This is a genomic window from Salinigranum salinum (assembly GCF_009176545.1).
Taxonomy (GTDB): domain Archaea; phylum Halobacteriota; class Halobacteria; order Halobacteriales; family Haloferacaceae; genus Salinigranum; species Salinigranum salinum.
Window position 1 is genome coordinate 1,065,305 of record NZ_VTOJ01000002.1, and the last position, 23,402, is coordinate 1,088,706.

The 23,402-nt window shown below is 67.8% G+C and carries 17 protein-coding genes; 9 read left to right on the forward strand and 8 right to left on the reverse strand.

Features of this window, described 5'->3' with window-relative positions; genetic code table 11:
* Positions 1-628: 628 nt before the first annotated feature.
* Positions 629-4,441, reverse strand: a complete 3,813-nt coding sequence (locus FZP69_RS16645; RefSeq protein ID WP_152042506.1) for a M15 family metallopeptidase — start codon at positions 4,439-4,441, stop codon at positions 629-631.
* A gap of 333 nt (positions 4,442-4,774) precedes the next feature.
* Between FZP69_RS16645 and FZP69_RS16650 the strand changes: the two genes are divergently transcribed.
* The 3 genes from FZP69_RS16650 (at position 4,775) to FZP69_RS16660 (ending at position 8,304) form a co-directional block, all read left to right on the forward strand.
* Positions 4,775-5,716 carry a winged helix-turn-helix domain-containing protein gene (locus FZP69_RS16650; RefSeq protein WP_152042507.1) on the forward strand — a complete coding sequence of 314 codons (942 nt, stop codon included), beginning with the start codon at positions 4,775-4,777 and terminating at the stop codon, positions 5,714-5,716.
* Positions 5,717-5,988: 272 nt separating this feature from the next.
* Positions 5,989-7,368, forward strand: coding sequence for an FAD-dependent monooxygenase (locus tag FZP69_RS16655; protein ID WP_152042508.1), 1,380 nt, complete (start codon positions 5,989-5,991; stop codon positions 7,366-7,368).
* Positions 7,369-7,545: 177 nt separating this feature from the next.
* Positions 7,546-8,304 (forward strand): hypothetical protein, encoded by a 759-nt coding sequence (locus tag FZP69_RS16660; protein ID WP_152042509.1) that lies wholly within the window; start codon positions 7,546-7,548, stop codon positions 8,302-8,304.
* A gap of 578 nt (positions 8,305-8,882) precedes the next feature.
* Here the strand turns inward: FZP69_RS16660 and aglF are convergent.
* On the reverse strand, positions 8,883-9,608 hold the full coding sequence (aglF, locus tag FZP69_RS16665) for a UTP--glucose-1-phosphate uridylyltransferase AglF (RefSeq protein ID WP_152042510.1): 726 nt from the start codon (positions 9,606-9,608) through the stop codon (positions 8,883-8,885).
* A gap of 232 nt (positions 9,609-9,840) precedes the next feature.
* Here aglF and FZP69_RS16670 point away from each other — a divergent pair, with 232 nt between their 5' ends.
* The gene (locus tag FZP69_RS16670; protein WP_152042511.1) at positions 9,841-10,086 is read left to right on the forward strand and encodes a hypothetical protein; all 246 of its coding nucleotides are present in this window, start codon (positions 9,841-9,843) and stop codon (positions 10,084-10,086) included.
* 336 nt (positions 10,087-10,422) lie between these two features.
* Here the strand turns inward: FZP69_RS16670 and FZP69_RS16675 are convergent, their stop codons facing one another.
* The 4 genes from FZP69_RS16675 to FZP69_RS16690 form a co-directional block, all read right to left on the reverse strand.
* Entirely contained in the window at positions 10,423-11,919 is a 1,497-nt protein-coding gene (locus FZP69_RS16675) for a TrkH family potassium uptake protein (RefSeq protein WP_152042512.1), read from the reverse strand.
* Between the two features lie 541 nt (positions 11,920-12,460).
* Complete coding sequence (gene dgoD / locus FZP69_RS16680; RefSeq protein ID WP_152042513.1) at positions 12,461-13,612, reverse strand: galactonate dehydratase; 1,152 nt, start codon at positions 13,610-13,612, stop codon at positions 12,461-12,463.
* A 121-nt stretch (positions 13,613-13,733) separates the two neighbouring features.
* Positions 13,734-14,780 carry an alpha/beta hydrolase gene (locus tag FZP69_RS16685; RefSeq protein ID WP_152042514.1) on the reverse strand — a complete coding sequence of 349 codons (1,047 nt, stop codon included), beginning with the start codon at positions 14,778-14,780 and terminating at the stop codon, positions 13,734-13,736.
* Entirely contained in the window at positions 14,777-15,928 is a 1,152-nt protein-coding gene (locus FZP69_RS16690; protein WP_152042515.1) for a mandelate racemase/muconate lactonizing enzyme family protein, read from the reverse strand. The genes FZP69_RS16685 and FZP69_RS16690 overlap by 4 nt, the downstream gene beginning before the upstream one ends.
* A gap of 249 nt (positions 15,929-16,177) precedes the next feature.
* Here FZP69_RS16690 and FZP69_RS16695 point away from each other — a divergent pair, with 249 nt between their 5' ends.
* Complete coding sequence (locus FZP69_RS16695) at positions 16,178-17,851, forward strand: aldehyde ferredoxin oxidoreductase family protein (RefSeq protein WP_152042516.1); 1,674 nt, start codon at positions 16,178-16,180, stop codon at positions 17,849-17,851.
* 3 nt (positions 17,852-17,854) lie between these two features.
* Here FZP69_RS16695 and FZP69_RS16700 read toward each other — a convergent pair whose 3' ends face one another.
* Positions 17,855-18,148 carry a ubiquitin-like small modifier protein 1 gene (locus tag FZP69_RS16700; RefSeq protein ID WP_152042517.1) on the reverse strand — a complete coding sequence of 98 codons (294 nt, stop codon included), beginning with the start codon at positions 18,146-18,148 and terminating at the stop codon, positions 17,855-17,857.
* A 116-nt stretch (positions 18,149-18,264) separates the two neighbouring features.
* Here FZP69_RS16700 and FZP69_RS16705 point away from each other — a divergent pair, with 116 nt between their 5' ends.
* The 3 genes from FZP69_RS16705 (at position 18,265) to FZP69_RS16715 (ending at position 21,752) form a co-directional block, all read left to right on the forward strand.
* Complete coding sequence (locus tag FZP69_RS16705; RefSeq protein WP_152042518.1) at positions 18,265-18,516, forward strand: MoaD/ThiS family protein; 252 nt, start codon at positions 18,265-18,267, stop codon at positions 18,514-18,516.
* 223 nt (positions 18,517-18,739) lie between these two features.
* Positions 18,740-20,266, forward strand: a complete 1,527-nt coding sequence (locus FZP69_RS16710) for an amidase (protein WP_240137663.1) — start codon at positions 18,740-18,742, stop codon at positions 20,264-20,266.
* A 103-nt stretch (positions 20,267-20,369) separates the two neighbouring features.
* A complete protein-coding gene (locus FZP69_RS16715) occupies positions 20,370-21,752 on the forward strand; it encodes a DUF362 domain-containing protein (RefSeq protein WP_394350171.1) in 1,383 nt (460 codons plus the stop codon).
* 10 nt (positions 21,753-21,762) lie between these two features.
* On the opposite strand, the gene FZP69_RS16720 is transcribed toward FZP69_RS16715, so the two are convergent.
* Positions 21,763-22,197 carry a universal stress protein gene (locus FZP69_RS16720; protein WP_152042519.1) on the reverse strand — a complete coding sequence of 145 codons (435 nt, stop codon included), beginning with the start codon at positions 22,195-22,197 and terminating at the stop codon, positions 21,763-21,765.
* A gap of 157 nt (positions 22,198-22,354) precedes the next feature.
* Between FZP69_RS16720 and ilvC the strand changes: the two genes are divergently transcribed.
* Positions 22,355-23,371, forward strand: a complete 1,017-nt coding sequence (gene ilvC, locus FZP69_RS16725; protein ID WP_152042520.1) for a ketol-acid reductoisomerase — start codon at positions 22,355-22,357, stop codon at positions 23,369-23,371.
* Positions 23,372-23,402 lie beyond the last annotated feature (31 nt).

A 23,402-nucleotide genomic window follows, 5' to 3' on the forward strand; every position in this document is an offset into this window, starting at 1 on the left:
GGGCGATGACAAGTAGCTTGTGACCAGGTGACAGCCGGCGCGGTATCAGGGCCCAGTCGAGAGACGAGAAGTGTCCACTCGACTGTGACTCGGAGCGAGGTCGACACCCCGGTCCGAGAGGTGTGACCACCACCGCGACGGTAGTCTCACCACTCGAGTACGTCGCTGAGGATCCGATCCGGAGAGTCACTCACGCCGAAGGAGTCGAGAACGACCCGGGCCGACTCCCGGTTGGCTTTTAATACCGCATCGGAATCGGGCGTGAAGTTCAGCACGCTGAGCGTTTCGTCCGGGGTCGGGAGCCGAACCGTCCGTGCAGTTTCCCGTGGTGTCCGGATCTCTCTCGTCTCCGCCACCCTCGGAGGAGAGATACTCGACCTGTTCCGGTGTGAGTGTCTCCGGAGGCATGACGATCGTGTGGCAACCGCCGCTGGCAGACCGGCCGATCCGCTGTCGACCAGGGTCTCGGAGCGACCGGTCGGGTGCAGTCCCTGTTCGCGAGCGGAGTATAGCGTCTGAACGCGACCACTCCCGGGAGTCCTGTCTGAACCCGAACCGCGAGACGTGGGTCCGGACGGGATGACCCGCAGATTCGTTCGTCACCAGCCGATGGAACGCCCGAGCCCGGTCATCCGTCCTCGAGTGTGAAGTGCATGAAGTCCTTCTCGCGACGCCACTGGCCACCCCACTCGAAGCCGGCGTCCGTGAGCGCGTCGATCAGCGCCTGCTCCAGATTCAAGAATCCCTCCTGGGCGTACGTGTCGAGCGTCGCTCGTCGCCGTTCGACGGACGCGAGGAGCTGGTCGAGCTCCGCCCGCTCCTGCCCGTCTGCCGTCGCGAGCTCGTCCCGTTTCTGCTGAACCCACGCGTCACCGAAGTCGCTCTGGAAGCGCTCGCTGGCGGTACGCATCGTCTGTGCGTCCTGCGGCTGTCCGAGATCGACGCCGGTCACCGCTCCGATGACGCGGATGTCGTGTGAGTTCCTGATGTGTGGGTTCGTCTCTGAATCGATGTCGACTGCCTGCCCCAGCGCGTGGTCGCTCAGGTCCCCAGTAGCGGTCAGCCGCGGGACGAATCCCCAGAACCGGTCGATCGCCGGTGGGTCGTCCTGGAGCGTCGACTCGGCGTCGGAGAGCGCGTCGGCCAGATCGTGGTGAACCGGTGACTCGTGGCCGAGGAACGTCGTCGGGACGATGACAGTGTCCAGGTACTGCGCCGGGTTCTGAATCCCGTGCTGCTGGTAATGCGGGCGGAGTTCGCGGTACGACTCGAACCCGTCGTGGAAGTGGTGGTGGATGGACGGGTGGGCCTCCCACTCCTCCCGTACTCGTTCCGGTTCTGCCTCCGCTCGGGCGGTCGCCGCGGTGATCGTCTCGACGATCTCCTCGTTGATCGCGGCGATCGAGTCGGCGACCGGGTTGATCCGGGAGCGAACCAGCCGTCGCTGGAGGTCGTTGCCCACGGTCCGAGCAGACCAGTCACCACCGAGTGGTCGACTGCCCGCACCACGTCCACCGTCGTCTGAGTCGGTCCCGCCGTCCTGAAGAAGCGACGTTTCCCCGTTTTCAAGACCCTCGGCCGCACGTAGCAGCATGCCGAACGTGGAGTTGCTGAGCCCGCTCGCCCCGCCGGCCGCACCGGCGATGAGCGGACCGAACGTCTTCAGCAGTTCGAGCGTCAGTTCGATGCCTTCGGTGGCGATCTCCGTGGAGGAGTCAGTGGCGTCGGACGCTCCCGCTCCGGTGACCTCGATACCCTGTGTGAGGAGCTTCGCCAGCTCGTCCAGCCCGGACATGTCACGGAAGGCGTTCGCCGCCGTGACCGCGTTCAGCACGGCCGAGAGCCCGGCAGGGTCGGGGACGGTCGGTGGGTTCTGGATACTGACCATCGGCGCGTCGAGCGACCCCGGGAGGTGCTCTTCGTCGGTCTTCCGGGTGCCGGTTTCGATCGCCTTGATGTCCGGTGGCGTGATCGGGATCGGCGAATCCTGCCAGTCCCAGAAGCGGGTCGGATCCAGTTTCTCGGCCGCGTTGGCCCGGCCGAGGATGGCCTCGCCGTGGACGCCCCCGCTCGGGAGCGGAACGAGGTCCTCCTCGACCCGTTCGGGGTGGAAGTTCTCGTTCCGCCAGTCCCGCCACCACTCTGCGAAGTCGGCGAGGGGTGCCGCGAGCGGGAACGCGACGTAGTTGCCGTGCGTAGCCAGTGGGGTTGGATCGACGAGCTCGCTCACGCGACGGCCGTCGTACGTGTGTTGACTCAACAACGTGGCGAGCGTCTGTGCGTCGAGACTGCGCCAGATCGCCTGATTGTAGTACAGCTGGTCCTCGTTGAGCAAGCGTGCGACCTCCGCGAGGTTCGGTGGTCCCGTGACCGACGCGACAGTGGTCGTTCCCCCGTCGGGGACGCCGTCGAACCGAAGGGGGAGGTCCCTGTCCTCGACTCTCACCACGAACGCGATCCGAAGCGGGTCGTCGGCACTGCTCTGGTCGACGTCGACCTCGATTCGTTCGACGTCCGAGAGCGCGAGCGACGGGGCGATCTCGTGAGTCTGGTCCGCGGCGCGAACGTCCGACACCTCGTACGTCTCGGCGTGCCGCCGGTAGATCCGGAACCCCGATGGATCGGGAGCGCCGCCGTCGCTGGACCAGCGCCACCCGACCAGGCGGGTCTCCGGGGGGACGCTCCAGACCCCATCGAAGGCCGTCCCCTCGATTCCGACCTCACTGTTTCGGCGAGCTTCCTGCTCTTGTTCCACGGTGTCCTGATACTCCAGTTCGTGCGCTTCGGCGACGAGCGTCGCAGAGGGATCGTCCTCCGTCCCGATCAGATGTTCGTCGCCCCGTTGCATCAGGTCGGTCTTGGCCATCGAGAGGTACGACTCGAGTTCGTGCTCGCGCGGCAGGGTGCGCTCGACGCGAACGTGGCCCCCGGACCTGCGGAGGAGCCGGCGAAGGTATGGATCATCGGCGGCGTCCAGGAGTGCCTCGCGGTGTCGGCGGATCAGCCGCGGATCGTCGAAGTTGGAGCGTTCGAACGGGACGAACAGGACCGGTTTCGTCCGATCCACGTGCACCCGCACGCGGTAGATCTGGACTACCTCGTAGTAGTGCATGTTCAACGAGTGCATGTGGTTGTAGTTGGTGACAGTGCGGGTCGTGACCGACTCGCTTTCGGCCTGGGAGACCTCCCGGACGATCGAAGCCCGCCGCGTCCGCGCCGAAGACGCGTGCTGTTGTGTCGAGTCGGCGATGGTCTGTGTCATCTCCGCGTCGACCGCTCGTCGTCCCGACGACACGCTCACCGTCGTCCCACCGCCGACCGTCCCGCCGACACCCGTGCTGACACCTCCCAGTCCGGCCAGACCAGCAACCCCGCCCTGCCCGGTACCCGTACTGCTGGTGGTCGATGAGGAACCGGACTGCATTTCCGTCAGTACACTGTGTTGTACCTCCTCGATCGCACGGTTTCGCGTGAGACGTGCGTCCAGCCGTTCGCGCTGATCGATCGCCTCGTCCACTGACGCTCTCGTGTCGCGTGACCAGTCGATGACCGCCACCTTCGTCGTCTCGCCGGGCGCGAGCGACAGGCTGTGCAAGAGCTGTCCTAGCGACAACCCCTCGGGATTCCAGGTCTGCGAGAACGTCAGAAGTGCCCCGAGAGCGGGCCGGTCGAACAGTGACCCGTCCTTCGTGCCGTCCAGGACGTCGATCGGCTCGATCTGCCACGGATCCGAGAGATCGACGGAGATCGGTTCTCCCGTCTCGTCTCGCTCGCGGTCGCTGTCCTCGCCGCGCTCCCCGAGCTCACGGGCGGGAGTCTCGGTCCAGGAGATCCGAGGGGACTCCCCACCCGGCACCTCGATGGGGGTGAGTACGTCCTCCGTGTCCGGCGGCTCGATGATCCGATCGAGGAAGAGCTTCGAGTAGAACACCTCCTCGGTCGCGTACTGCCGTGCGACCGGCACGAGTTCGTCCGGAACGCCGTCGGCGTCCCCGTCGCCACGGCCACCCGTGAGGTGATCGAGGATCGTCCGTGCGGCGAGGAACGGAGGCCACAGGGAGAAGTCCCGAACCGTCGTGAGAGACGTGGCCTCCCGGACCGTGTCGTCGAAGTCGTCCCCGACACCGGGGAGGACGGAGATGTCACTCGTGACGAGTTCGTCGAACGTCACGCGCTCGGACGAGACCGTCGCGTCCGCCGGCGCGAAGCCGTAGGCAGCCATCGCCGATCCGTCTCCTTCGGCCGCCTGGGTGAGCTCGCGTGCGAGATTGAACACGCTCGACGTCGCGAGGTCGTACACCGTCGTAACGTTCAACGCCGCGAGCGCTTCCTCGTCGTCGCGGTCGACACCGACCAGCGCACCGACCGGCGCTTCGAGGATTTCCCGGACGCTGCTGTCGCTGTACTCCGCCCTGACCAGTTTGCTGAAATGAACCTGCATGTCCCCCTCCGCACGGCGTCGACGCGCCGAAGTGTGACTAGTGACAACACCTTACATTGACATAAATGTTAGTCATTATACATTATTTCGATTATCTGTTTTAGACAATACTTTCGAGGGCGACGAGAACCGTGCCAGAGTCGGTGGTCGCCCACCGCGGATGGACTGTGGACGGGTCGTGTCTCCGTTCCCCGATCGAGAGACGGGGACACTTCGTCCCGTGCAGGCACCAGACAGTCGACGGACGACGCCGACGTCCGCGGGAACGACGCCGTGGAGTCGAGCAGACGCCGAGGGCCGAGCTTTATTCGCCCATTCGTAGTACGTGCACACATGACAGCGAGGATGAACGACGGAGGCGACGGGGACGCCAACACACGACCTCCCGACCGCGTGTTCGCGCTCCTCGGGAACGAGACGCGGATCGGGATCGTGCGCGCGCTGTGGGAGGCGTACGACCCGTACGCCGACGACGACGCGGTGCCGTTCTCGACCCTCTTCGAACGGGTCGGGGCCGACGACACGGGGAACTTCAACTACCACCTCGGCAGGCTGACCGAACACTTCGTACGGCGGACGGGCGACGGTTACGAACTCGCCCCGCCGGGGCTCGAGGTCGTCCGGGCGATCGTCGCGGGCACCGCCACCGAGACCCCGGCCCTCGCGTCGACGGCCGTCGACGCGACCTGCCGGCGGTGCGGGTCGCCGGTCGAGATCACGTACGAGGACGCGACGACGTGGGCACGCTGTACCGGCTGTGAGGGGTACTGGCCCAGTCGGGGTGGCGAGATCTTCGGGTTCAGCCTGCCGCCCCAGGGACTCCGAGAGCGCGACGCCGACGAGATCCTCCGCGCCACGATCGTCTACTCGATCCGCCGGTTCGAGACGATGAGCGACGGCGTCTGTCCGGCGTGTGGCGGCACCGTCGACGCCGCCCTCGCAGTGTGTGACAACCACGCTCCCGACGGGGTCTGCGACGCCTGTGGCTCGTCGTTCCTCGGCGTCCTGACGTTCGTCTGTGACTCCTGCAAGTTCGCCTGGCGGAGTCCGAGCTACGCGGCGGTCTCCAACCACCCCGCGCTCGTCGCCTTCTACTACGACCACGGGGTCGAACACGTGCCGGCGACGTGGGCGGCGATCAGTCGCGGCCTCGACTGGGAGGAAGAACGCCTCGCGACGGGGCCGGGACCACTCCGACTCACCGTCACACACGACGGGGATCGACGCCGGTTCGTGCTCGACGAGACGGGTACCGTCGTCGCCGTCGACGACTGACCGGGCGTCGTCGCGGCAGGACACGCCGGATCACCGCCACCACTGGAGAGTGCCTGTCGATCCGAACGGGACGGCAGAGTAGACAACGTTCTTACAGTAACTCGCTGCTGAGCACGGTTATGTCTCGAGGCGAGAAACAGAGACGCGACCATGAGGAGTCTGTCTCAGCCCGGCTCGTTCGAGACGGCGTCCGACCGACACCCCGTTTCCGCCGGCCCGGTGGGTGACCGTCGAGAACGGGGTCGAGAGCGAAAAAGAGGTGGGAGAGCGTCATGACGCTCGCCACGATCCCGCGGTACGACGACGCCCGGATCGCCGGCCAGGGCGGACGGGCGGTCGTCGTCGGCGCGGGCGTGGCAGGGCTCCTGGCTGCTCGTGTGCTGGCCGACGCGTTCGCTGCGGTCACGGTGATCGACCGCGACCGGCTCCCAGAGACGCCGATCGCACGCCGCGGCGTCCCCCAGGGTCGGCATCCGCACGCGATGCTGGAGTCGGGCCGCGCGACGATCGAGGACCTCCTGCCGGGGTACGGCGCGGACGTCGTCGCGGCCGGCGGCGTGGTGACCGACTACGCGAGCGACGTCCAGTTCTACGGCCAGGGAAGGTACCTCGCCGCTGGACCGGCCTCGCTGGAGACGGTCTCGGCGACCCGGCCGCTGTTCGAACACGTCCTCCGACGACACGTATCGGCGCTCGACGCCGTCGAGATCCGGTCGAACTGCCAGTGGACCGACTACCGCCTCGACGACACTGCGACGGCCGTCGAGGGCGTCACGGTCCGCGAAGACGGCGACCGGGAGGCGCTGCCGGCCGAACTGGTGGTCGACGCCAGCGGTCGGACGAGTCGGACGCCGGCGTGGCTGGCGAAACACGGCTATCCGACGCCGAGAGTCGACGAGGTGCGGATCGACATGGCGTACAGCACCACGTTCGTCGAGCGACCACCCGACGACCACCGGACGTATCTCGTCCCACCGTCCTCGCCCCGGTACCGTGGTGGCATGGCCGCACCCGTCGAGAGCGGCCGCTGGATCCTGAACCTGCAGGGCGTCCACGGCGAGACGCCCCCCACCGATGACGAGGCGTTCAGCGAGTACGCGGCGAGCCTCCCGGTGCCGGAGATACGACGGCTACTCGCGGACTACCCGTGGGCCACGGAGGAAATCGTAGCCTACCCGTTCCCGTCCAGCAGGCGGCACCACTACGAGGCCCTCGACCGGTTCCCCGATGGCCTGCTCGTCGTCGGCGACGCGCTCGCCAGTTTCAATCCGGTGTACGCACAGGGAATGTCCGTCACCGCACTCGAGGCGCTCGTCCTCCACCACGCGCTCGCCGCAGGACAGGAGGACCTCGCGAGTCGGTTCTTCGACCGCACGGCGGCGGTCGTCGACACCGCGTGGTCGCTGGCGACCGGTGCCGACTTCGGGTTCGCGGAGACCCGTGGCCCCAGACCGCGCGGGACGACCGTCGTCAACTGGTATCTGAGCCGCCTCCTCCGCCAGGCGCACACCGACGGCACGCTGACCGACGCTTTCGTCCGCGTCCTCATGATGGAACGCCCGCCCACGGCGCTGTTTCGTCCCGGCGTCGTCTGGCGCGTCCTGAAGCCGACCGGCGTCGTGCGGAGTCGGGAGGTGGCGACTCACTCGTAGCGCGCTGGACCGACACGTCGGGCACGGAGGGACGGTCACCACCGAACCGGCGACCAGCCCGACTCGAGACGCCTACACGAGCCGTTTCGACGTCGTGCTGTTCGAGCCAGGCTGGCTCGCAGGGGCGAGTTGACACGCCCACCAGTCTTTTTCACGTCGAACGACCAAGGTGTGTGTATGAATGACAAGATCGACGAGGGGGAGACCGACGGGGGGAGCGGTGTCGAGTCGGCGACGGACGCACGCGCGACCGACGACGAACGGGGGGATCCGACCGGCGCCACGGGAGACACCGACACGAACACGTCGGGGACGACAGCTTCCGAGACGACGGGGATCGGAACCGAAAACACGGACGCGTCAGCCGACGAACTGGCCACCGGGACGAACTGGTCGCGGTGGAACTGGTCCATCATCCTCCTGTTCGCGGTGTTGACGCTGGTCGGCGTCGCCCTCGCCGTCGGCGTGATCGACTCGGTCGTCGAGATCCCGGAAGATCCATCCGAATCGGACCTGGTCGTCGTCCCGTTGTACGTGTTCCTCTACGCGGGGTTCGGTGCACTCGGCTACGTGATCACGAAGCTGATGAACCAGATCAACCAGTACGACGAGTGGAGCGAGGTCGAACACCTGGTGGCGATGGGGTTGCGCATCCCGGCGGCGTGGATCCTCGCCGCCGGCATCTTCCTGTTCATCGGCGAGTTCGGCGGCGTCGGCGAGACCACGGGCAGCCGGTTCACGGCCGGCGTGGCCTTTCTCGTCGGCCTGTACGTGAACGTGGCGCTGAAGGCCCTCGGGAGTCTGGCCGACCGCATCCTGGGTCGCTCACCGCGGGCGCCCGAGGCGTCCAAGGCGGCGAAGACATCAGAGGCGTCTAAGACCTCCAGAACGGCGAAAGCGGCCAGGACAGTCAAGACGTCCCAGACGTCCGAGTGACCGTCCGGTCGGCGTCGTCTCGGCAGAAAACGGGCCGGAATCGGGTCGTCAGGCCTCGGCGGACGCCTCTGGCGACAGGGGTTCCTCGATCCGCTTGCCGCAGCTCTGACACTCTCTGACGAGTGTCTCGGTATCCGCCCGGAGCGACCGCGATCGGAACTCGTGACGGCAGAGGAGTCGGTCGAATACGTTCATCGTGTGTCAGTGTACAACTACGGCCGCTTGTTATTATAAATTGTGCTATTCTATCCCAATAAAACACTAATTCGAGATCTGACTACCCGAATTGTGTCCGTTTCCTCTATTTTTTCGGAGGGAGCAACCGCGACAGCCGTGGCTCGCCACTACGGAGCCTGCGCGACGACGGTACCGTCGCTCGTCGTCGGGGCGGTTACGCCGCAGTCGGCCAGAACAGTCGCCGTGGTGAGGTCGGTCTGTCGAGCCCGGTGGCTGGACCACGTGGACGGATCGACGGTCTCGGGGCCGACGACCTCGGCGGTCTCGGGGACGACGACCTCGGCGGTCTCGGGGACGACGACCTCGACGGTCTCAGGCGTGACGGCCGACGTTGCGGGCGTTCACGCTTCGGCCGCTTCTTCCTGTAACCGCCGCTCCGCCTCGTCGCGATCCTCGGGGTAGCCGATGTCCATACGCCACCCCTCGAGCTGGATCGCGTCGATCGTCCGTCCCGACTTGATCAACAGGTCGATCGCCTCGCTGATCTCGTACTCGCCGCGGTTCGAGGGCTGGACCAGCTTGCACGCGTGGAAGATCGCGGGCGAGAAGGTGTAGAAGCCGGTCATCACGAGGTTCGACGGCGGCTCCTCGGGTTTTTCCACCACGTCGACCACCTCGCCGTACTTGTTCGTGTCGCAGACACCGTATCGCGACGCCTCTTCCCACGGGACCTCCTCGACGAGGAACGCGGCGTCGGCCCGGTCCTCGCGCTGTCGGCGCACCACGTCCTGGAGGTTCGCCTGGAAGATGTTGTCGCCCAGGATCAACATGAAGTCGTCGTCGATATGTTCTTCGACCGTGAGGAGGGCGTGAGCGAGCCCCTTCTGCTCGCGCTGGTGGGCGTACGTGATCGGAATTCCCTCGTACTCGTCGCCGTAGTGCTGGATGATCTTCTCCTTGAGGTAGCCGACCACGACGACGAACTCGTCGGCTCCCAGGTCCACGAGCTGGTCCAGACAGTGGGTGAGGATCGGCTTCCCGTCTACCTCGACCAGCCCCTTCGGTTTGTCATCGGTCAGTGGTCGGAGCCGCGTTCCCTTCCCCGCCGCGAGTACGACAGCTTTCATTCGCACGTACGTCGATCCGCATCCGTTATCAACCTCCTGATTACAGTCAGACATGATCTACCCGGATCGGGTGGGCGACCCTGCCAGGACGTCTGATGGAACGATCGACCGACAGCGGTGACGTCTCGGCGTCGAACCGCTCGCGTGTCGTCCCGGTCGGATCGAGAGAAGAGAGCCGAGCAGTCGGGTTCTGTCACACAGATGATTATTACCGAACCGACGTGCGTAGCTCTTGTTCACCGACCACCCCGATCCGGCCGTGTCGTTCTGGGGAGTCCACGTCGGCATCGCGGGGATCACGACAGCCGTCGTCCTGTTCGTTCTCGCGCCCGACCACTGGTACCGCGGAGTCGTGGCCGGTGCGATCGGGTTCGGAGCGGTCGTCCTGAACGTCCACCACGCGATGGGCGTGGTTCCATCCCTCCAGACGTGGTGGAAAGCCACGCCCCACGACTCAGTCGTCGGGGACGTCCTCTGATTCCACCGCTGGATCGATCTGGGAGATTCCGGTGATCGGATCCTCTACTCGGTCGTGATGTGGCCGCGCTCGTAGCGGTCGTCACGACGACCGAACTCGCGATCCGGTGGCGCCGGCGTCGGTACCAGTGGATCGAACCGGAGTGACTGGACGGATCGCAGCCGACGCACGTCGACGTCGGACACCCGTGTCACTGAACAGTCGACGCCCACAGCCGTGTTCGTGCCCGAGCGGACGGGCGCGCCGGGCGCTGCCGAGCGGGCGTGCCGCGCTCACGCCGACGGTCCGATCGAGTGGACCGAGTCGGTGGTCCCGTGTCGCGGGTTTCGGTCCAGCTCACGACTGCCAGTACGACGGTGTCAGGAGCACCAACACCGGGATGATCTCGATCCGACCGATCCACATCAGGAACGTCATCGCGAGCTTCGTCGTCCGCGGGAACGGCTCGTAGCTCGCGAACGGGCCCGCGATCCCGAACGCCGGGCCGACGTTGAAGAACGTGGAGGCGGCGGCGCTCATCGCCTCGAACTCCGTGACCGTCAAACGGACCCGCGAGGCGTCGACGACGACGAAGATCGTGGCGACGCTGAAAAAGAGGAGGCTCACGAGCGTGTACGCGTAGATGTCGCGCACGGTCTCCTCCGTGACGACGTTCCCGCTCAGACGGACGGGACGGACCGCGCTCGGACTCGCCGTCGTGAACAGGTCGCGCCGGAACGCTTTCAACACCACCAGCCAGCGGAGCGTCTTGATCGAACACGTCGTGCTGCCGGCCATCCCGCCGATGAACATACAGACGAACAGCAGGTGTTTCGCGCCCGAGGACCAGAGGTTGAAGTCCGTGCTCGCGTAGCCGGTGGTCGTCACGATCGAGACGACCTGGAAGAGCGCGTGACGGGCGACCTGCTCGAGGCTCGTGTACGGAGCCCCGTCGACGATCAGCACGCCGCCGATACTGAGCGCGAAGAAGGCGAGGATGCCGACGTAGAACCGGAACTCGTCGCTGTTCCGCAGTCGTGCGACGTTCCCGTGGAGGACGGCGTACAGGAGGACGAAGCTCGTCGCGCCGACGGCCATGAACGGGACGACGGCCCACTGGACCGCGGGTGAGAACGCGGCGATGCTCTCCCCGCGCGGCGAGAACCCGCTCGTCGAGATCGTCGTGAACGCGTGAGCGACCGCGTCGTACAGCGTCATCTCCGGGGCGAGGCCCACGAGGTGGAGCCCGTACAGGACGGCCACCTGGAGGCCGGTCAGGCCGAGGTAGATCCGCCAGAGGAGGCTCGCCGTCTCCGAGATTCGCGGGGTGAGCTTGCCCGCATCGCCGGTCTGCGTCTCGGTCTCCATGAGCTGCGCGCCACCCACGGAGAGCTGCGAGAGGACCGCCGTGGCCAGCACGAGGATCCCGATCCCGCCGAGCCACTGGAGCAGCGCCCGCCACATGAACACCGCCCGCGAGTGGGCCGTGAAGTCGACGACGACGGTGGCTCCCGTCGTCGTGATCCCGCTCATCGCCTCGAACAGCGCGTTCGTCGGCTGGGCGAGCGTCCCGTTGCCGGCGATGACGAACGGGACGCTCCCGACGAGCGCCACGCTCAGCCAGGTCAACGACACCATCAGGAACGCCTCTCGCGCACGGAGGTCGTTGCGTTCGGTCAGCTGCTCGAGACCGAGACCGACGACCACGCTCCCCAGCATCGGCACGACGAACGGCACGACCGGCGTACCGTCGAGGAGCGCGACGGCCAGCGGGAGGGCGAGCGGTACCCACAGCCACTTGAGGACCGTCCCGACGAGCCGACAACTGACCCGCCAGTCGACCCGGATCCTCATACGGCGATCACGACTCCGAGCGCGGGAATCACCGTGGCGCTCCCGTCCCCTGCGCGGGCGGTCTCGTTCGCCACTCGTACCGGGGCGGAGCGCGTGCACGTCGCCCCGGTGGGTCGACGACGACCGGGCGGATGGGGATCAGTGGCGGCCCCGCGTGGTGCGGTCATCGTGCCAACCGAATTCCTGCTCTCGTAAAAAGGTCACCTGAGCGCCTCGCCGACGTGCCGGTGGCGACGGGGATGCATCGTATCGGGTATCTCGCTCGAGCGTGGACAAGCAGACATTGTTCCTTGAATTAAACAGGAAAAGAACGATCGAAAAACGCTCGACGAGAGCGGAGACGGTGTCGTTCGAGTCACTGTTTCTGTCGCGAAATTCGAGTATAAATTGAGCTTTCAGTAAACTCGCCGATCGAAGCGAGAGATAATCCGACGAATAGTGTGATTTCGGTCAACTGCTGTCGGTTGTGGGAGACGGGAGCACTCGTAGATAAGAGTACAAGAAAATACGTTCGATTACGACTGACTCGCCCGTTCGGGCCTCACCACTCGGCGACGGTGCCGTCGTCGTGTCGCCAGACGGGGTTGTGCCAGTCTACCGCTCCTGCTCGCTCCGCGACCACGTCCTCGTCGATCTCGATCCCCAGCCCCGGTCCCTCCGGCAGGTCGACGAACCCCTCCTCGTACGCGAACACCGCCGGGTCGGCGAGGTAGTCCAGCACGTCGCTCCCCTCGTTGTAGTGGATCCCCAGGCTCTGCTCCTGGATGAACGCGTTCGACGCGACCCCGTCGACCTGCAAGCAGGACGCGAGTGCAATGGGGCCCAGCGGACAGTGCGGTGCCAGCGCCACGTCGTACGCCTCGGCCATGGCCGCGATCTTCGTCACCTCCGTGATCCCTCCCGCGTGCGACAGATCCGGCTGGATCACATCGACCACCCCCTGCTCGAACAGCTCCTTGAACTCCCACCGCGAGTACATCCGCTCGCCCGTCGCGATCGGCGTCGACGTGTGCGCCGCGATCTCCGACAGCGCCTCGTTGTGCTCGGGCAACACCGGCTCCTCGACGAACATCGGCTCGTGCGGCTCGAGCTTCGCCGCCAGCCGCTTCGCCATCGACTTCGCCACGCGACCGTGGAAGTCCACCCCGACGTCGACCTCGGGACCCACCCGCTCGCGCACCTCGCGGAGGCGAGCCACCGCGTCGGCGACCGCCGCGGGGTTCTTGATCCGCCCGAACTCCGGCGTCGCGTTCATCTTCAGCGCCGAAAACCCCTGGGCGACCTTCTCGGCGGCCGCCTCGCCCACGTCCGCCGGTCGGTCGCCGCCGATCCACTGGTACACCCGGATCTTCTCCCGGACGGGCCCGCCGAGCAACTCGTAGACGGGCGCGCCGAACGACTTGCCCTTGAGGTCCCACAGCGCCTGGTCGATGCCGGCGATCGCCGACATGAGCACGGGGCCACCCCGGTAGAACCCACCCCGGTACATCGCCTGCCAGTGGTCCGCAATGGGGTCGGGGTCCTCGCCGACCAAGCAGGTGTCCAGCAGTTCCTCGACCGCCCCTCGCACGGTGTGTGCGCGGCCCTCGACGATCGGCTCACCCCAGCCCACCCGGCCGTCGCTCGTCTCGATCCGGAGGAACAGCCACCGTGGCGGCACCTCGTACAGCTCGTACTCCGTTATTCGTGGCATGTGTCTGTCGTCTCTGTAGTGTCGTGTGTGTCGTCTTCGGTGTCAGTGCGTGGATCGTACGTGTCGTCTTCGGTTCCGGTGTGTGTCGTTGCTGTCGTCCGATCGGGCGACCGCTGTCCCGTCAGCCCGGTCCCGGTCCCGGCAGGTCGTCGACCAGCGCGTCGAACGCCCGCTCGGCGTGCGACTGCATCGGCTCGACGAACAGGCCGAGGAAGCCGTGGATCTGGTCGGGATAGTGGTGGTGCTGGACGGACACGCCGGCCTCGCGGAGGCGCTCGGCGTACGCGACGGCCTCGTCTCTGAGTACGTCGAACCCACAGGTCAGGACCGACGCGGGGGGGACGTCGTCGACGCGACGCGACTGCAGCGGCGACGCGTACGGGTGTTTTCCGTCGAGGTCGGTCGCGAGGTAGTGGTCCCAGTACCAGCGCATGTCGTCGCGTGCGAGGCCGTACCCCGTGGCGTTCTCGCGGTACGAGGGCGTGTCGAACGCGTGGTCGGTCACCGGGTAGATCAGTAGCTGGTGTTCGAGCGTCGGTCCGTCGAGGTCTCCGAGCGCGAGCGTCACTGCGGCGGCGAGCGCGCCGCCGGCGCTGTCCCCGGCGATGGCGACGCGGTCGGGGTCGCCGCCGAGCGACGCCGCGTGTCGGACGGCCCACCGCGTCGCCGCCAGACAGTCGCGGAGGCCGGCCGGGAAGGGGTGTTCGGGGGCGAGGCGGTAGTCGACGCTCACGACGATCCGGCCGGACGCCGTCGCGAGGTAGCGGCAGGCACCGTCCATCTTCTCCAGCCCGCCGATCACGAACCCACCGCCATGGAGGTAGACGACGACGCCCCGATCGCCCGCCTCGTCGCCGCCTGCGGTGTCGGTGGCGTCGGTTACGTCGGTAGTGTCGCCATCGTCGGTGTCGGTGTCGCCACCGCCGTCGACCGCCGGTCGGTACACCCTGAGGTCGACGGGATCGGCCGGCCCCGGGACCGAGAGTTCGAAGACGGTGTCGACGGGCGGCCGGGTGGTCTCGGCGACGAACCGCGCCGCTTCTCGACGGGCGGCGTCGACCGAGAGGGTCGTCTTCCGGGGCCGCCGTTCGGCCTGCAGGGCGGCGAGGTGGGCGGCGGCGTCGGGGTGTAGCTCCGTCCGCCCAGCGAACCCCGACTCGTCGCTCATGGGCGCTTCAGTGCACCCTCCGCGTCGAAGAGGCTGTGGCTGTCCTTGGGCTCGCCGGGGTACTCACGCGCCGCGTCCTCGTTGAACGTCACGCCGAGTCCGGGTTCGTCCGGGACGGCGATCGCCCCGTTTTCGACCGCGAAGTCGTGTTCGACGATCTCGTCGCCCCACGGGACGTCACGGCTCATGTGTTCGAGGATCTCGAGGTTCTCGAAACCCGCACAGAGGTGCAGAGAGGCGGCCGTACTCACTCCGGCATTGGGGTTGTGTGGCGCGATGGTCATATACCGCGACTTCGCGATGGCCGCCGCGTGCTGAACCTCCTGGAGGCTCCCGTAGTTGGTGACGTCGGGCTGGACGATGTCGCACGCCTGTTTTCGAACCAGATCCTCCATCGTCTCGTTGTTGTAGATCCGCTCACCCGTCGCCACCGGCATGTTCACCCGCTTGGTGACGTCGGCCATCACCTCGCGGTCCTCGAGTTCGACCGGCTCCTCGAGGAACATGATGTCGTACTCCTCGAGGCCGTTCGCCACCTCGATCGCTCCCCGGCGGGTGAACCGTCCGTGGCAGTCGAGCGCGATGCCGACGTCGGGGCCGACGGCCTCCCGGACGGCCTCGAGCAGGGCCGCGACCTCCCCGAGCTGGTCGTCGGTGAGCGAGTACTCGTAGTGGGCGAACGGATCGCACTTGAGCGCGGGGTACCCCTGTTCCTCGACGGCCTTCTCCGCGTGGTGGGCGTAGTTCTCGGGCGTGCGCTCACCGATGTGCCAGCCGTTGGCGTAGACGGGGATCTCGTCGTGGACCTTCCCCCCGAGGAGCTTCCACACCGGTTCGTCGTAGTACTTCCCGGCGATGTCCCACAGCGCGATGTCTATCGCCGCCGCGACCGCGTTGATGAGTTTCCCGGCGCGCCACGCGAAGGGGTAGCGCCTGAGCTTGCGCGAGATCCCCTTCCGATTGAGCGGGTCCTCCCCGATGACGTAATGTTTGTGTGCGTCCGTGGTCGCCTCCAGCGCCGCGGTCAGTCCCTCACCGCTCAGTGCCTCGCCGACCCCGTGAATCCCCTCGTCCGTCTCGACCTTGACGAAGAACCAGTTCCGCCAGTCGGCGTCGACGACGAACGGCTTGACGTCTGTGACCTCCATGGCCGCCCCACGACAGCCGCTACCAAAGGTGCTTGGGAGGAGACGCCGATTGCCGGGTTCGGACGGCGGTTCGTCGCCGCCTGGCGGTCTGCGTGACGACCCCACGAGTAGCTCGGCCGGCCCCTGCACCCCACAGTCGAGTGCCTCGCAGTCAGTCCATCCGGCGAGGTCGACCGCGCGTCCGTCAGACCTGTCGGCACGAGTCACGGACCTGCGGTTTTTTGGTCTTGCCCGAGTAGACATCGATGTATGATCCACTCGAAAGGGCCACTCCTGTCCCTCGACGTCGGAGCGCGCGAGGCGACAGAGGTAGACGTAGACGAGGAGCTGTCCGAGTTCGTCGGCGGGCGGGGTCTCTGCACCAAGCTCGCCCACGACCGCATCCCCTTCGACGCCGACCCCTTCGGCGCGGAGAACCGCGTCTACTTCGGTACCGGCCCGCTCCAGCAGTCGCAGATGTCCTTCACCGGGCGGATGAGCTGTACGGGACTGTCGCCGCTCACCGGCGGGTTGCTCTCGGCCAACGCGGGCGGCTACCTCACGCGGAACTTCGTCGGCACGGGCTATCCGGCCGTCGAGGTCACCGGCGCGTCGGACGAACTGCTCGTCGTCCACGTCACCGACGAGGGTGTCGAGTTCGTCGAGGCACCGGAGCTCGAACAGGCGACCGTCCCGGAAGTGACGGAGTACGTCCAGCGCGAGCGTGACCTCGACGCGGAGAACATCGTCTGTATCGGCCCCGCGGGCGAGAACCTCGTCCGCTACGCGTGCGTGATGACGTACGAGAGTCGGGCGTTCGGCCGCGGCGGACTCGGCGCGGTGCTCGGCTCGAAGAACGTGAAGGCGATCACCTTCGAGGGCGACTCCACACCCGAGATCGACCTCCCGGAGGAGATCCAGATGGAGGTCCACCAGGCGGCGGCGACCTCCGACGACATCTTCCGGCGACAGGGAACCACCAGCGGGACGGAGTTCATCAACGACAACTTCTCGCTCCCGACGCGGTACTTCGAGAAGTACCACTTCGAGCACGCCGACAAGATCGGCGGCGACGCCGTCGAGGAGAAGAAGTACAAGAAAGGGTCGTGCTCGATGTGCGCGTTCGCCTGCAAACTGCCCACGAGAGACGAGGCCTCGGGACTGGAGACCGAGGGCCCCGAGTTCGAGACGGTGTTCTCGTTCGGGAGCAACCTCGAAATCGGTGACATCGTCTCGGTCATGCAGTCGAACGAGCTGTGTGACATCTACGGGATGGACACCATCAGCGCCGGCAACGCCGTCGCCGCCTACCTCAAGTCCGAGGACGAGTTCGGCAACAGCGACCTGGTCCACGAGACCGTCGAGAAGATCGCCTACCGCGAGGACGTCGGCGACCTCCTCGCGGAGGGCGTCTCGCGCGCGGCGGACGAACTCGGCGTGCGGAACTACACGGTGAAGGACATGGAGTTCGCGGCCCACGACGGGCGGGTCCTCTGGGGCCAGGGGCTGAGCTACGCGGTCGCCAACCGCGGCGGCGACCACATGTACTCGACGACGCTCCGCAACGAGTACGACGGCGAGGTCGACCCCGAGACGCTCGAGGGCAAACCCGAACTCGTGATGCGCAACGAGAACCACGCGGCGTTCCGCGACTCGGGCGTCATCTGCGCGTTCGCCGCGGGGACCGGCCACGTCTCCGAGGAGACGCTCGAAGAACTGTTCCAGGCCGACTACGAGGAGATGCAGGCACTCGGCGCGAAGGTCGTCGAACTCGAGCGACACTTCAACAACAAGCGCGGGATGGACCGCGAGGACGACACGCTTCCGTACGACCTCCCCGGGATCGAGGAGGCGCTCGACGAGTACTACGACCTCCGCGGCTGGGGGCGCGACGGCATCGTCGCCGACGACGTGGTCGGCGAGTACGCCGCAGCCGACGACTGACGACTACCGAGCGCCGCCGACGACCGACGGGGCCACGCGCAGGACTGCCCCGTCCTCGAGCGGCGTGTCGGGGCCGTCGAGCTGTCTGACGTTCGTCTTGTCGACCGTGACGTTCACCCGCCGGCCGATCCACTCGCCGCTCTCGTCCGTCCCGATGTGTGGTTCGAGCCCCTCGTACGACGCGAGGAGCGCGTCGAACGCGTCGGCGACCGTCGCCCCCTCGTCGAGCGTCACGGAGACGGACTTCTGTCCGACGGCGTCGCGGGCCGGGCCGAAGAACACGCAGTTTACCTCCATCGACTGAACCCAGCGGGCCGACGGTCTTGTAGCTGTCCCCCCGGGACTCGGAGGCGTGTGTCCGGTCGCGAGGCGGACGCACGCGATTTATACGCGTCGCCGCTCCACTCGGCGGTATGCAGGTCGACGTCAGATGTTACGGCGAAGTGGCGGACGCGATGGGGACGACCGAGTTCACCCAGCAGCTCGCCGAGGGCGCGACCGTCGGGGACCTGCTCGAGTCGATCCGGGCGGACCACCCGACGTTCGATCCCGACGCGCTCTCGGGCAGGCTCGTCGCGATGCGCGACCGTCGTCACCTCGACGAGACGGAAGCCCTCGCGGACGGCGACACGGTCGCGCTGTCGCAGTCACCCATGCGCGAGTGACCGGCGGCCCGACCCTCCCTGCGGTCGGCCGACTTCGTTCGAACTCGGCTCCGACCGATCGCACGCTCCCTCGCTCGACCGCATCCATCCCCGTCCGGCCCTCTCCGACCTCGGCCGATCCCCCAGAGACAGTTCCCGGGACCCGAACGGTTATACTCCCGTCCCGGCGTGTGAGTGACATGCTCGCCGCAGCCCAGCCAGCGTCGCCAGTGAGGATCCGACTGTGACTCCGTCGCTGTCACCCGTCTCGCCCGCGTGGATCGCCGAGGCGGGTGCGTCGCTCGGCTTCGACCTCACAGAGGCGGACGCCGAGCGGTTCGCCCGGAGCGTGAACGCCGAACTCGACGGCTACGCCGTGGTGGACGACCTGGCACCTGCAGGTGCCGCCGAATCCGTCGACGTGGCCGACGTCCACCACCCTTCGGCGACCGAGGACCCACACAACGCCTACATCACGCGGTTCACGCTCGTCGACGACGGGGCGGACGGACCCCTGTCGGGACTGGACGTCGCCGTGAAGGACAACCTCGCCGTGGCGGGCGTCCCGATGACGTGCGGGTCGCGCGTCTTCGAGGGGGTCGTCCCCCGGCGGAACGCCGTCGTCGTCGACCGGCTGCTCGCGGCGGGCGCACGGATCGTCGGGAAGGCGAACATGGACGAACTCGCCTACGGGCCGACGAGCGAGACGAGCGGTTTCGGCCCGGTGACCAACCCGGCCGACCCCACTCGCGTCGCCGGCGGCTCGTCCAGCGGGAGCGGCGCGGCCGTCGCCGAGGGGTCGGCCGACCTCGCGCTCGGGAGCGACACCGGGGGGAGCGTTCGGATTCCGGCGTCGTTCTGTGGCGTCGTCGGGTTCAAACCCACGTGGGGGGTCGTCCCCCGCGACGGCTTCGTCGACCTCGCCCCGTCGCTCGACCACGTCGGGACGCTCGCGCGGGACGTCGAGACCGCCGCGCTCGGCATCGACGTCGTCGGCGGGTACGACCCGCGCGATCCGGCCTCGGCGCGCGCGTCGCAGACGGGCGTCGGCACGTGCGCGGCGGCGCTCGCGGCGGCACCCGACGCCGCCGACCTCTCGCTCGGCGTCCCCGACGAACTGCTCGCCGATCACGTCTCCGACGAGGTCCGCGAACGGTTCGAGGCGGCGGTGTCGACCCTGGAGGCCGCCGGGGCGACCGTCGAGCGCGTCGCCGTGCCGACCGTCGCCGACGCCGTCTACGTCTGGAACGCCATCACCAACGTCGAACTCGCCGCCGCGCTCCGTCGCCGCTCGCTCCCCCTCGACCGCCCCGGGCCGCACGACCTCGCGCGACTCGACGCCACGGCGGCGAGCCAGTCGGCCAGGGGCGTCGGCTTCGGCGACGTCGCCCGCGAGCGCGCGCTGGTCGGCGCGGTGCTCCTCGACCGCTACGGTGGCCGACACTACACTCGCGCACGGAACGCCTGTGCGCGGATCGCCGACGAGTTCGCCGCCGCGCTCAACGGCCACGACGCGCTGGTCGCGCCGACGATGCCCGTCGTCGCCCCCGAACTCGGCGCGCAGAAACCCCACAGCTACGGCGACGACGACGGGCTGGACGTCCCGCTGGCGTTCAACACCCGACCGGCCGATCTCGCGGGCGTCCCGGCGGTGACGGTCCCGGACGGCGGCGACGGCCTCCCCGTCGGCGTCCAGTTCGTCGCGGGGCGCTGCGAGGACCGGACGGTGCTCCAGGTCGCCCGCACGTTCGAGCGGGTCAGTGACACGTAGCGGGCTGTGGGCGCGGCGCTCCACGGACCGCGATCGGATCTGACCGGAAGCCCCCACACTCATTAGCGCTCCTGTCCGACTACGACCGTTCACCATGGTCGACATCGAACTCGAACTCCCGGACGCGGAACGACTCGCGGCGCTGTCGGACGCGACGCCCGCGGACCTCCCGGGCGTCGCCCTCCTCGAGCACGTCCGGGACCACCCTCGCGTGGACGACGTGCCCGCGGCGACGCGCGAGGCACTCGACGCGATTCCCGCGCTCGACGCGCTCCCCGCCGGTGCCGAGGTGGGAATCACCGCAGGGAGCCGGGGAATCCACGACATGCCGACGGTGCTCCGGACGATGGTCGACGCGCTCAGGGAGCGCGAACTGGAGCCGTTCGTCTTCCCCGCGATGGGGAGTCACGGCGGCGCGACCGCGGAGGGGCAGCGCGAGACGCTCGCGGCGCTTGGCGTCACGGCGGAGACGATGGGCTGTGAGATCCGGTCGTCGATGGCGGCCGAACGCGTCGCCGACGACGAGGAGGGGCGGCCGATCTACGCCGCCGAGGACGCGCTCGCCGCGGACGCGGTCCTCCTGGCCAACCGGGTCAAGGCCCACACCGACTTCCGGGGCCGGTACGAGAGCGGCCTCGTCAAGATGGCCGTCATCGGCCTCGGGAAACAGCGCGGCGCGGAGGCGACGCACAACGCCGGCCTCGTTGGGGGCCTCGACGAGGTGATCCCCGAGCGTGCGGCCGCCCTGTTCGAGGCGACGCCGGTGATCGGCGGCGTCGCCGTCGTCGAGAACGCGGACGACCGGGCGGCCCACGTCGAGGGGGTCCCCGTCGACGAGATCTTCGACCGCGAACCCGCGTTGCTGGAGCGGTCGAAGGAGCTGTTACCGACGCTCCCCGTCTCGGAGTTGGACCTGCTCGTCGTCGACGAACTCGGCAAGGAGATCTCGGGGACGGGGATGGACACCAACGTGCTCGGGCGGGTGCTGTACCACAACCAGCCCGAGCCCGACGTGCCCTCGTTCACCCGGATCTACGTTCGCGGTGTCACCGAGGCCTCGCACGGGAACGGGATCGGGATCGGCCTCGCGGACGTGGTCCACGCGGACCTCGTGGCCGACCTCGACCTGACGGAGACGTACGTGAACGTCGTCACGAGCGGCGAACCCTCCCGGGCACGGATCCCACTCATCGCCGAGCGTGACGAGGTGGCGCTCCGGGTCGCGGCGTCGACGACGGGCGTGCGGGATCCGGCCGATCTCCGGATCGTCCGGATTCCGAACACGCTCGAACTCGGTCGGTTCGTCGCCTCAGAACCGGTCGTCGAGGAACTAGCGGACAGAGACGACGTGCGCGTGCTCGAACGCCGGCCGTTCGAGTTGGTCGACGGCGAACTCCCGACCGACCCGTACGAGACCGCTGCCGAGGCCGCCAGGGCGTCGGAGTCTGAGTCGGAGTCTGAGTCGGAGACCGCGACCGACGACTGACCGCCCGCCTTCACTCGGGTTCGTCCATCACCGCGACGACCGGGACGTCCGCCTCGAGCAGGACCGACTGGGTGACGCTCCCGAACAGCGCCTTCCCGACGGGCGTCCGCTTCCGGCCGCCGATGACGAGGTACCGGGCGTCGGTCCGGTCGACCTCGTTGTTGAGTTCGGTGACGACCTCACCGACGAGCCCGTGCGTCTCGATGCGACCGGCCCGGTCGGTCGTCGCCTCGACGACCCGCTTGGCCGTCGCCCGGGCGTCCCGCTGGGCGTCCTCGATCGTGTACTGCTCCCGGCGCTTCGACTGGTTCCGTTTTTCGAACTCCTCCTCGGGGAGGACGTGGACGACCAGGAGGTCCTCGTCGTACGCCTCGGCCAGATCCTCACCGACGGTCACGACACGGTCCGGCTTCGAATCGCCGTCGACTGCTGCAACGATGGTCATGACGAGCAGGTCACCTCAGAGCCGTATAAACCTTGTCGAGCGGTCGCTCGTCGGCTCCGCGGCGAGTCGGTTCGACGGCTCGGCCGCTCGTCGACTCGGCGTGCAGAACCACCTCGGCGAGGCGAAGAGCTAACTCCCCCTCGGTCGACGTCACCGCATGTCAGAGACGGGGGCGGAGACTGAGACGACGGTCTACCACGACGAGGACGCGGATCTCTCGGTACTGAACGGACGGACGATCGGCATCGTGGGATACGGCAACCAGGGCCGCGCGCAGGCGTTGAACCTCCGTGAGTCGGGCGTGTCGGACGTGGTCGTCGGGAACCGGGCGGACGAGTCGCGGGAGCAGGCGCGCGAGGACGGGTTCAAGGCGAGCGACATCCCCACCGCGGTCGCCCGGGCCGACGTCGTCTTCCTCCTGATCCCCGACGAGGTGGCACCGGACGTGTACGAGGAGGCCGTCGCCCCGAACCTCGCTCCGGGCGACCTCGTGAACTTCGCCTCCGGCTTCAACGTGACGTACGGCTACATCGACCCCGCGGACGACGTCGACGTCGTCCTGCTCGCCCCGCGGATGATCGGGACGGTGGTGCGCGACCTCTACGAGGCGGGCCGCGGCGCGCCCGCGCTCCTCGCGGTCCACCAGGACGCCACCGGGGAGGCCCACGACGTGGCACTCGCGCTGGCGAAGGGCATCGGTTCGACCCGGTCGGGCGTGGTCGAGTCGACGTTCGAGGCCGAGACCACGACCGACCTGATGAGCGAGCAGGCGCTCTTTCCCCTGTTCGTCCACGCGATCATGGCGAAGTACCGCGCCGAGGTCGACGCCGGCATCCCGCCCGAGGTGGTCCTGCTGGAGTCGTACCTCTCGCGGGAGATGGCGTACATCTTCGAGCAGGCGGCGACGCGCGGGATGATCGAACAGCTCGAACTGCACTCGCGGACGAGCCAGTACGGCCAGCTCGACGGGCTGGCGTCGTTCGACCCCGCGTCGATGGACGAGTTCATGCAGGAGCGGCTCTCGGCGATCCGGTCGGGGGCGTTCGCCGAGGAGTGGCGCGAGCAGCAGGAGCGCGGCACACCACGGCTCGAGGACCTGTTCGAGCGGTACCGCGAGTCCGAGCTGATCCGCCACGAACAGGAGACCATGGAGACGCTCGGGCTCGACGAGTGATCACGTGAGTGCTGCAGCACGGACGCGTGGC

Excerpts from the sequence above, each read along its gene's own strand:
- FZP69_RS16655 (WP_152042508.1), top strand. The coding sequence starts at position 5,989 with ATGACGCTCGCCACGATCCCGCGGTACGACGACGCCCGGATCGCCGGC.
- dgoD (WP_152042513.1), bottom strand. The coding sequence starts at position 13,612 with ATGCCACGAATAACGGAGTACGAGCTGTACGAGGTGCCGCCACGGTGG.
- FZP69_RS16720 (WP_152042519.1), bottom strand. The coding sequence starts at position 22,197 with ATGACCATCGTTGCAGCAGTCGACGGCGATTCGAAGCCGGACCGTGTC.
- FZP69_RS16685 (WP_152042514.1), bottom strand. The coding sequence starts at position 14,780 with ATGAGCGACGAGTCGGGGTTCGCTGGGCGGACGGAGCTACACCCCGAC.
- aglF (WP_152042510.1), bottom strand. The coding sequence starts at position 9,608 with ATGAAAGCTGTCGTACTCGCGGCGGGGAAGGGAACGCGGCTCCGACCA.
- FZP69_RS16695 (WP_152042516.1), top strand. The coding sequence starts at position 16,178 with ATGATCCACTCGAAAGGGCCACTCCTGTCCCTCGACGTCGGAGCGCGC.
- FZP69_RS16675 (WP_152042512.1), bottom strand. The coding sequence starts at position 11,919 with ATGAGGATCCGGGTCGACTGGCGGGTCAGTTGTCGGCTCGTCGGGACG.
- FZP69_RS16690 (WP_152042515.1), bottom strand. The coding sequence starts at position 15,928 with ATGGAGGTCACAGACGTCAAGCCGTTCGTCGTCGACGCCGACTGGCGG.
- FZP69_RS16645 (WP_152042506.1), bottom strand. The coding sequence starts at position 4,441 with ATGCAGGTTCATTTCAGCAAACTGGTCAGGGCGGAGTACAGCGACAGC.
- FZP69_RS16705 (WP_152042518.1), top strand. The coding sequence starts at position 18,265 with ATGCAGGTCGACGTCAGATGTTACGGCGAAGTGGCGGACGCGATGGGG.
- ilvC (WP_152042520.1), top strand. The coding sequence starts at position 22,355 with ATGTCAGAGACGGGGGCGGAGACTGAGACGACGGTCTACCACGACGAG.
- FZP69_RS16650 (WP_152042507.1), top strand. The coding sequence starts at position 4,775 with ATGACAGCGAGGATGAACGACGGAGGCGACGGGGACGCCAACACACGA.
- FZP69_RS16700 (WP_152042517.1), bottom strand. The coding sequence starts at position 18,148 with ATGGAGGTAAACTGCGTGTTCTTCGGCCCGGCCCGCGACGCCGTCGGA.
- FZP69_RS16660 (WP_152042509.1), top strand. The coding sequence starts at position 7,546 with ATGAATGACAAGATCGACGAGGGGGAGACCGACGGGGGGAGCGGTGTC.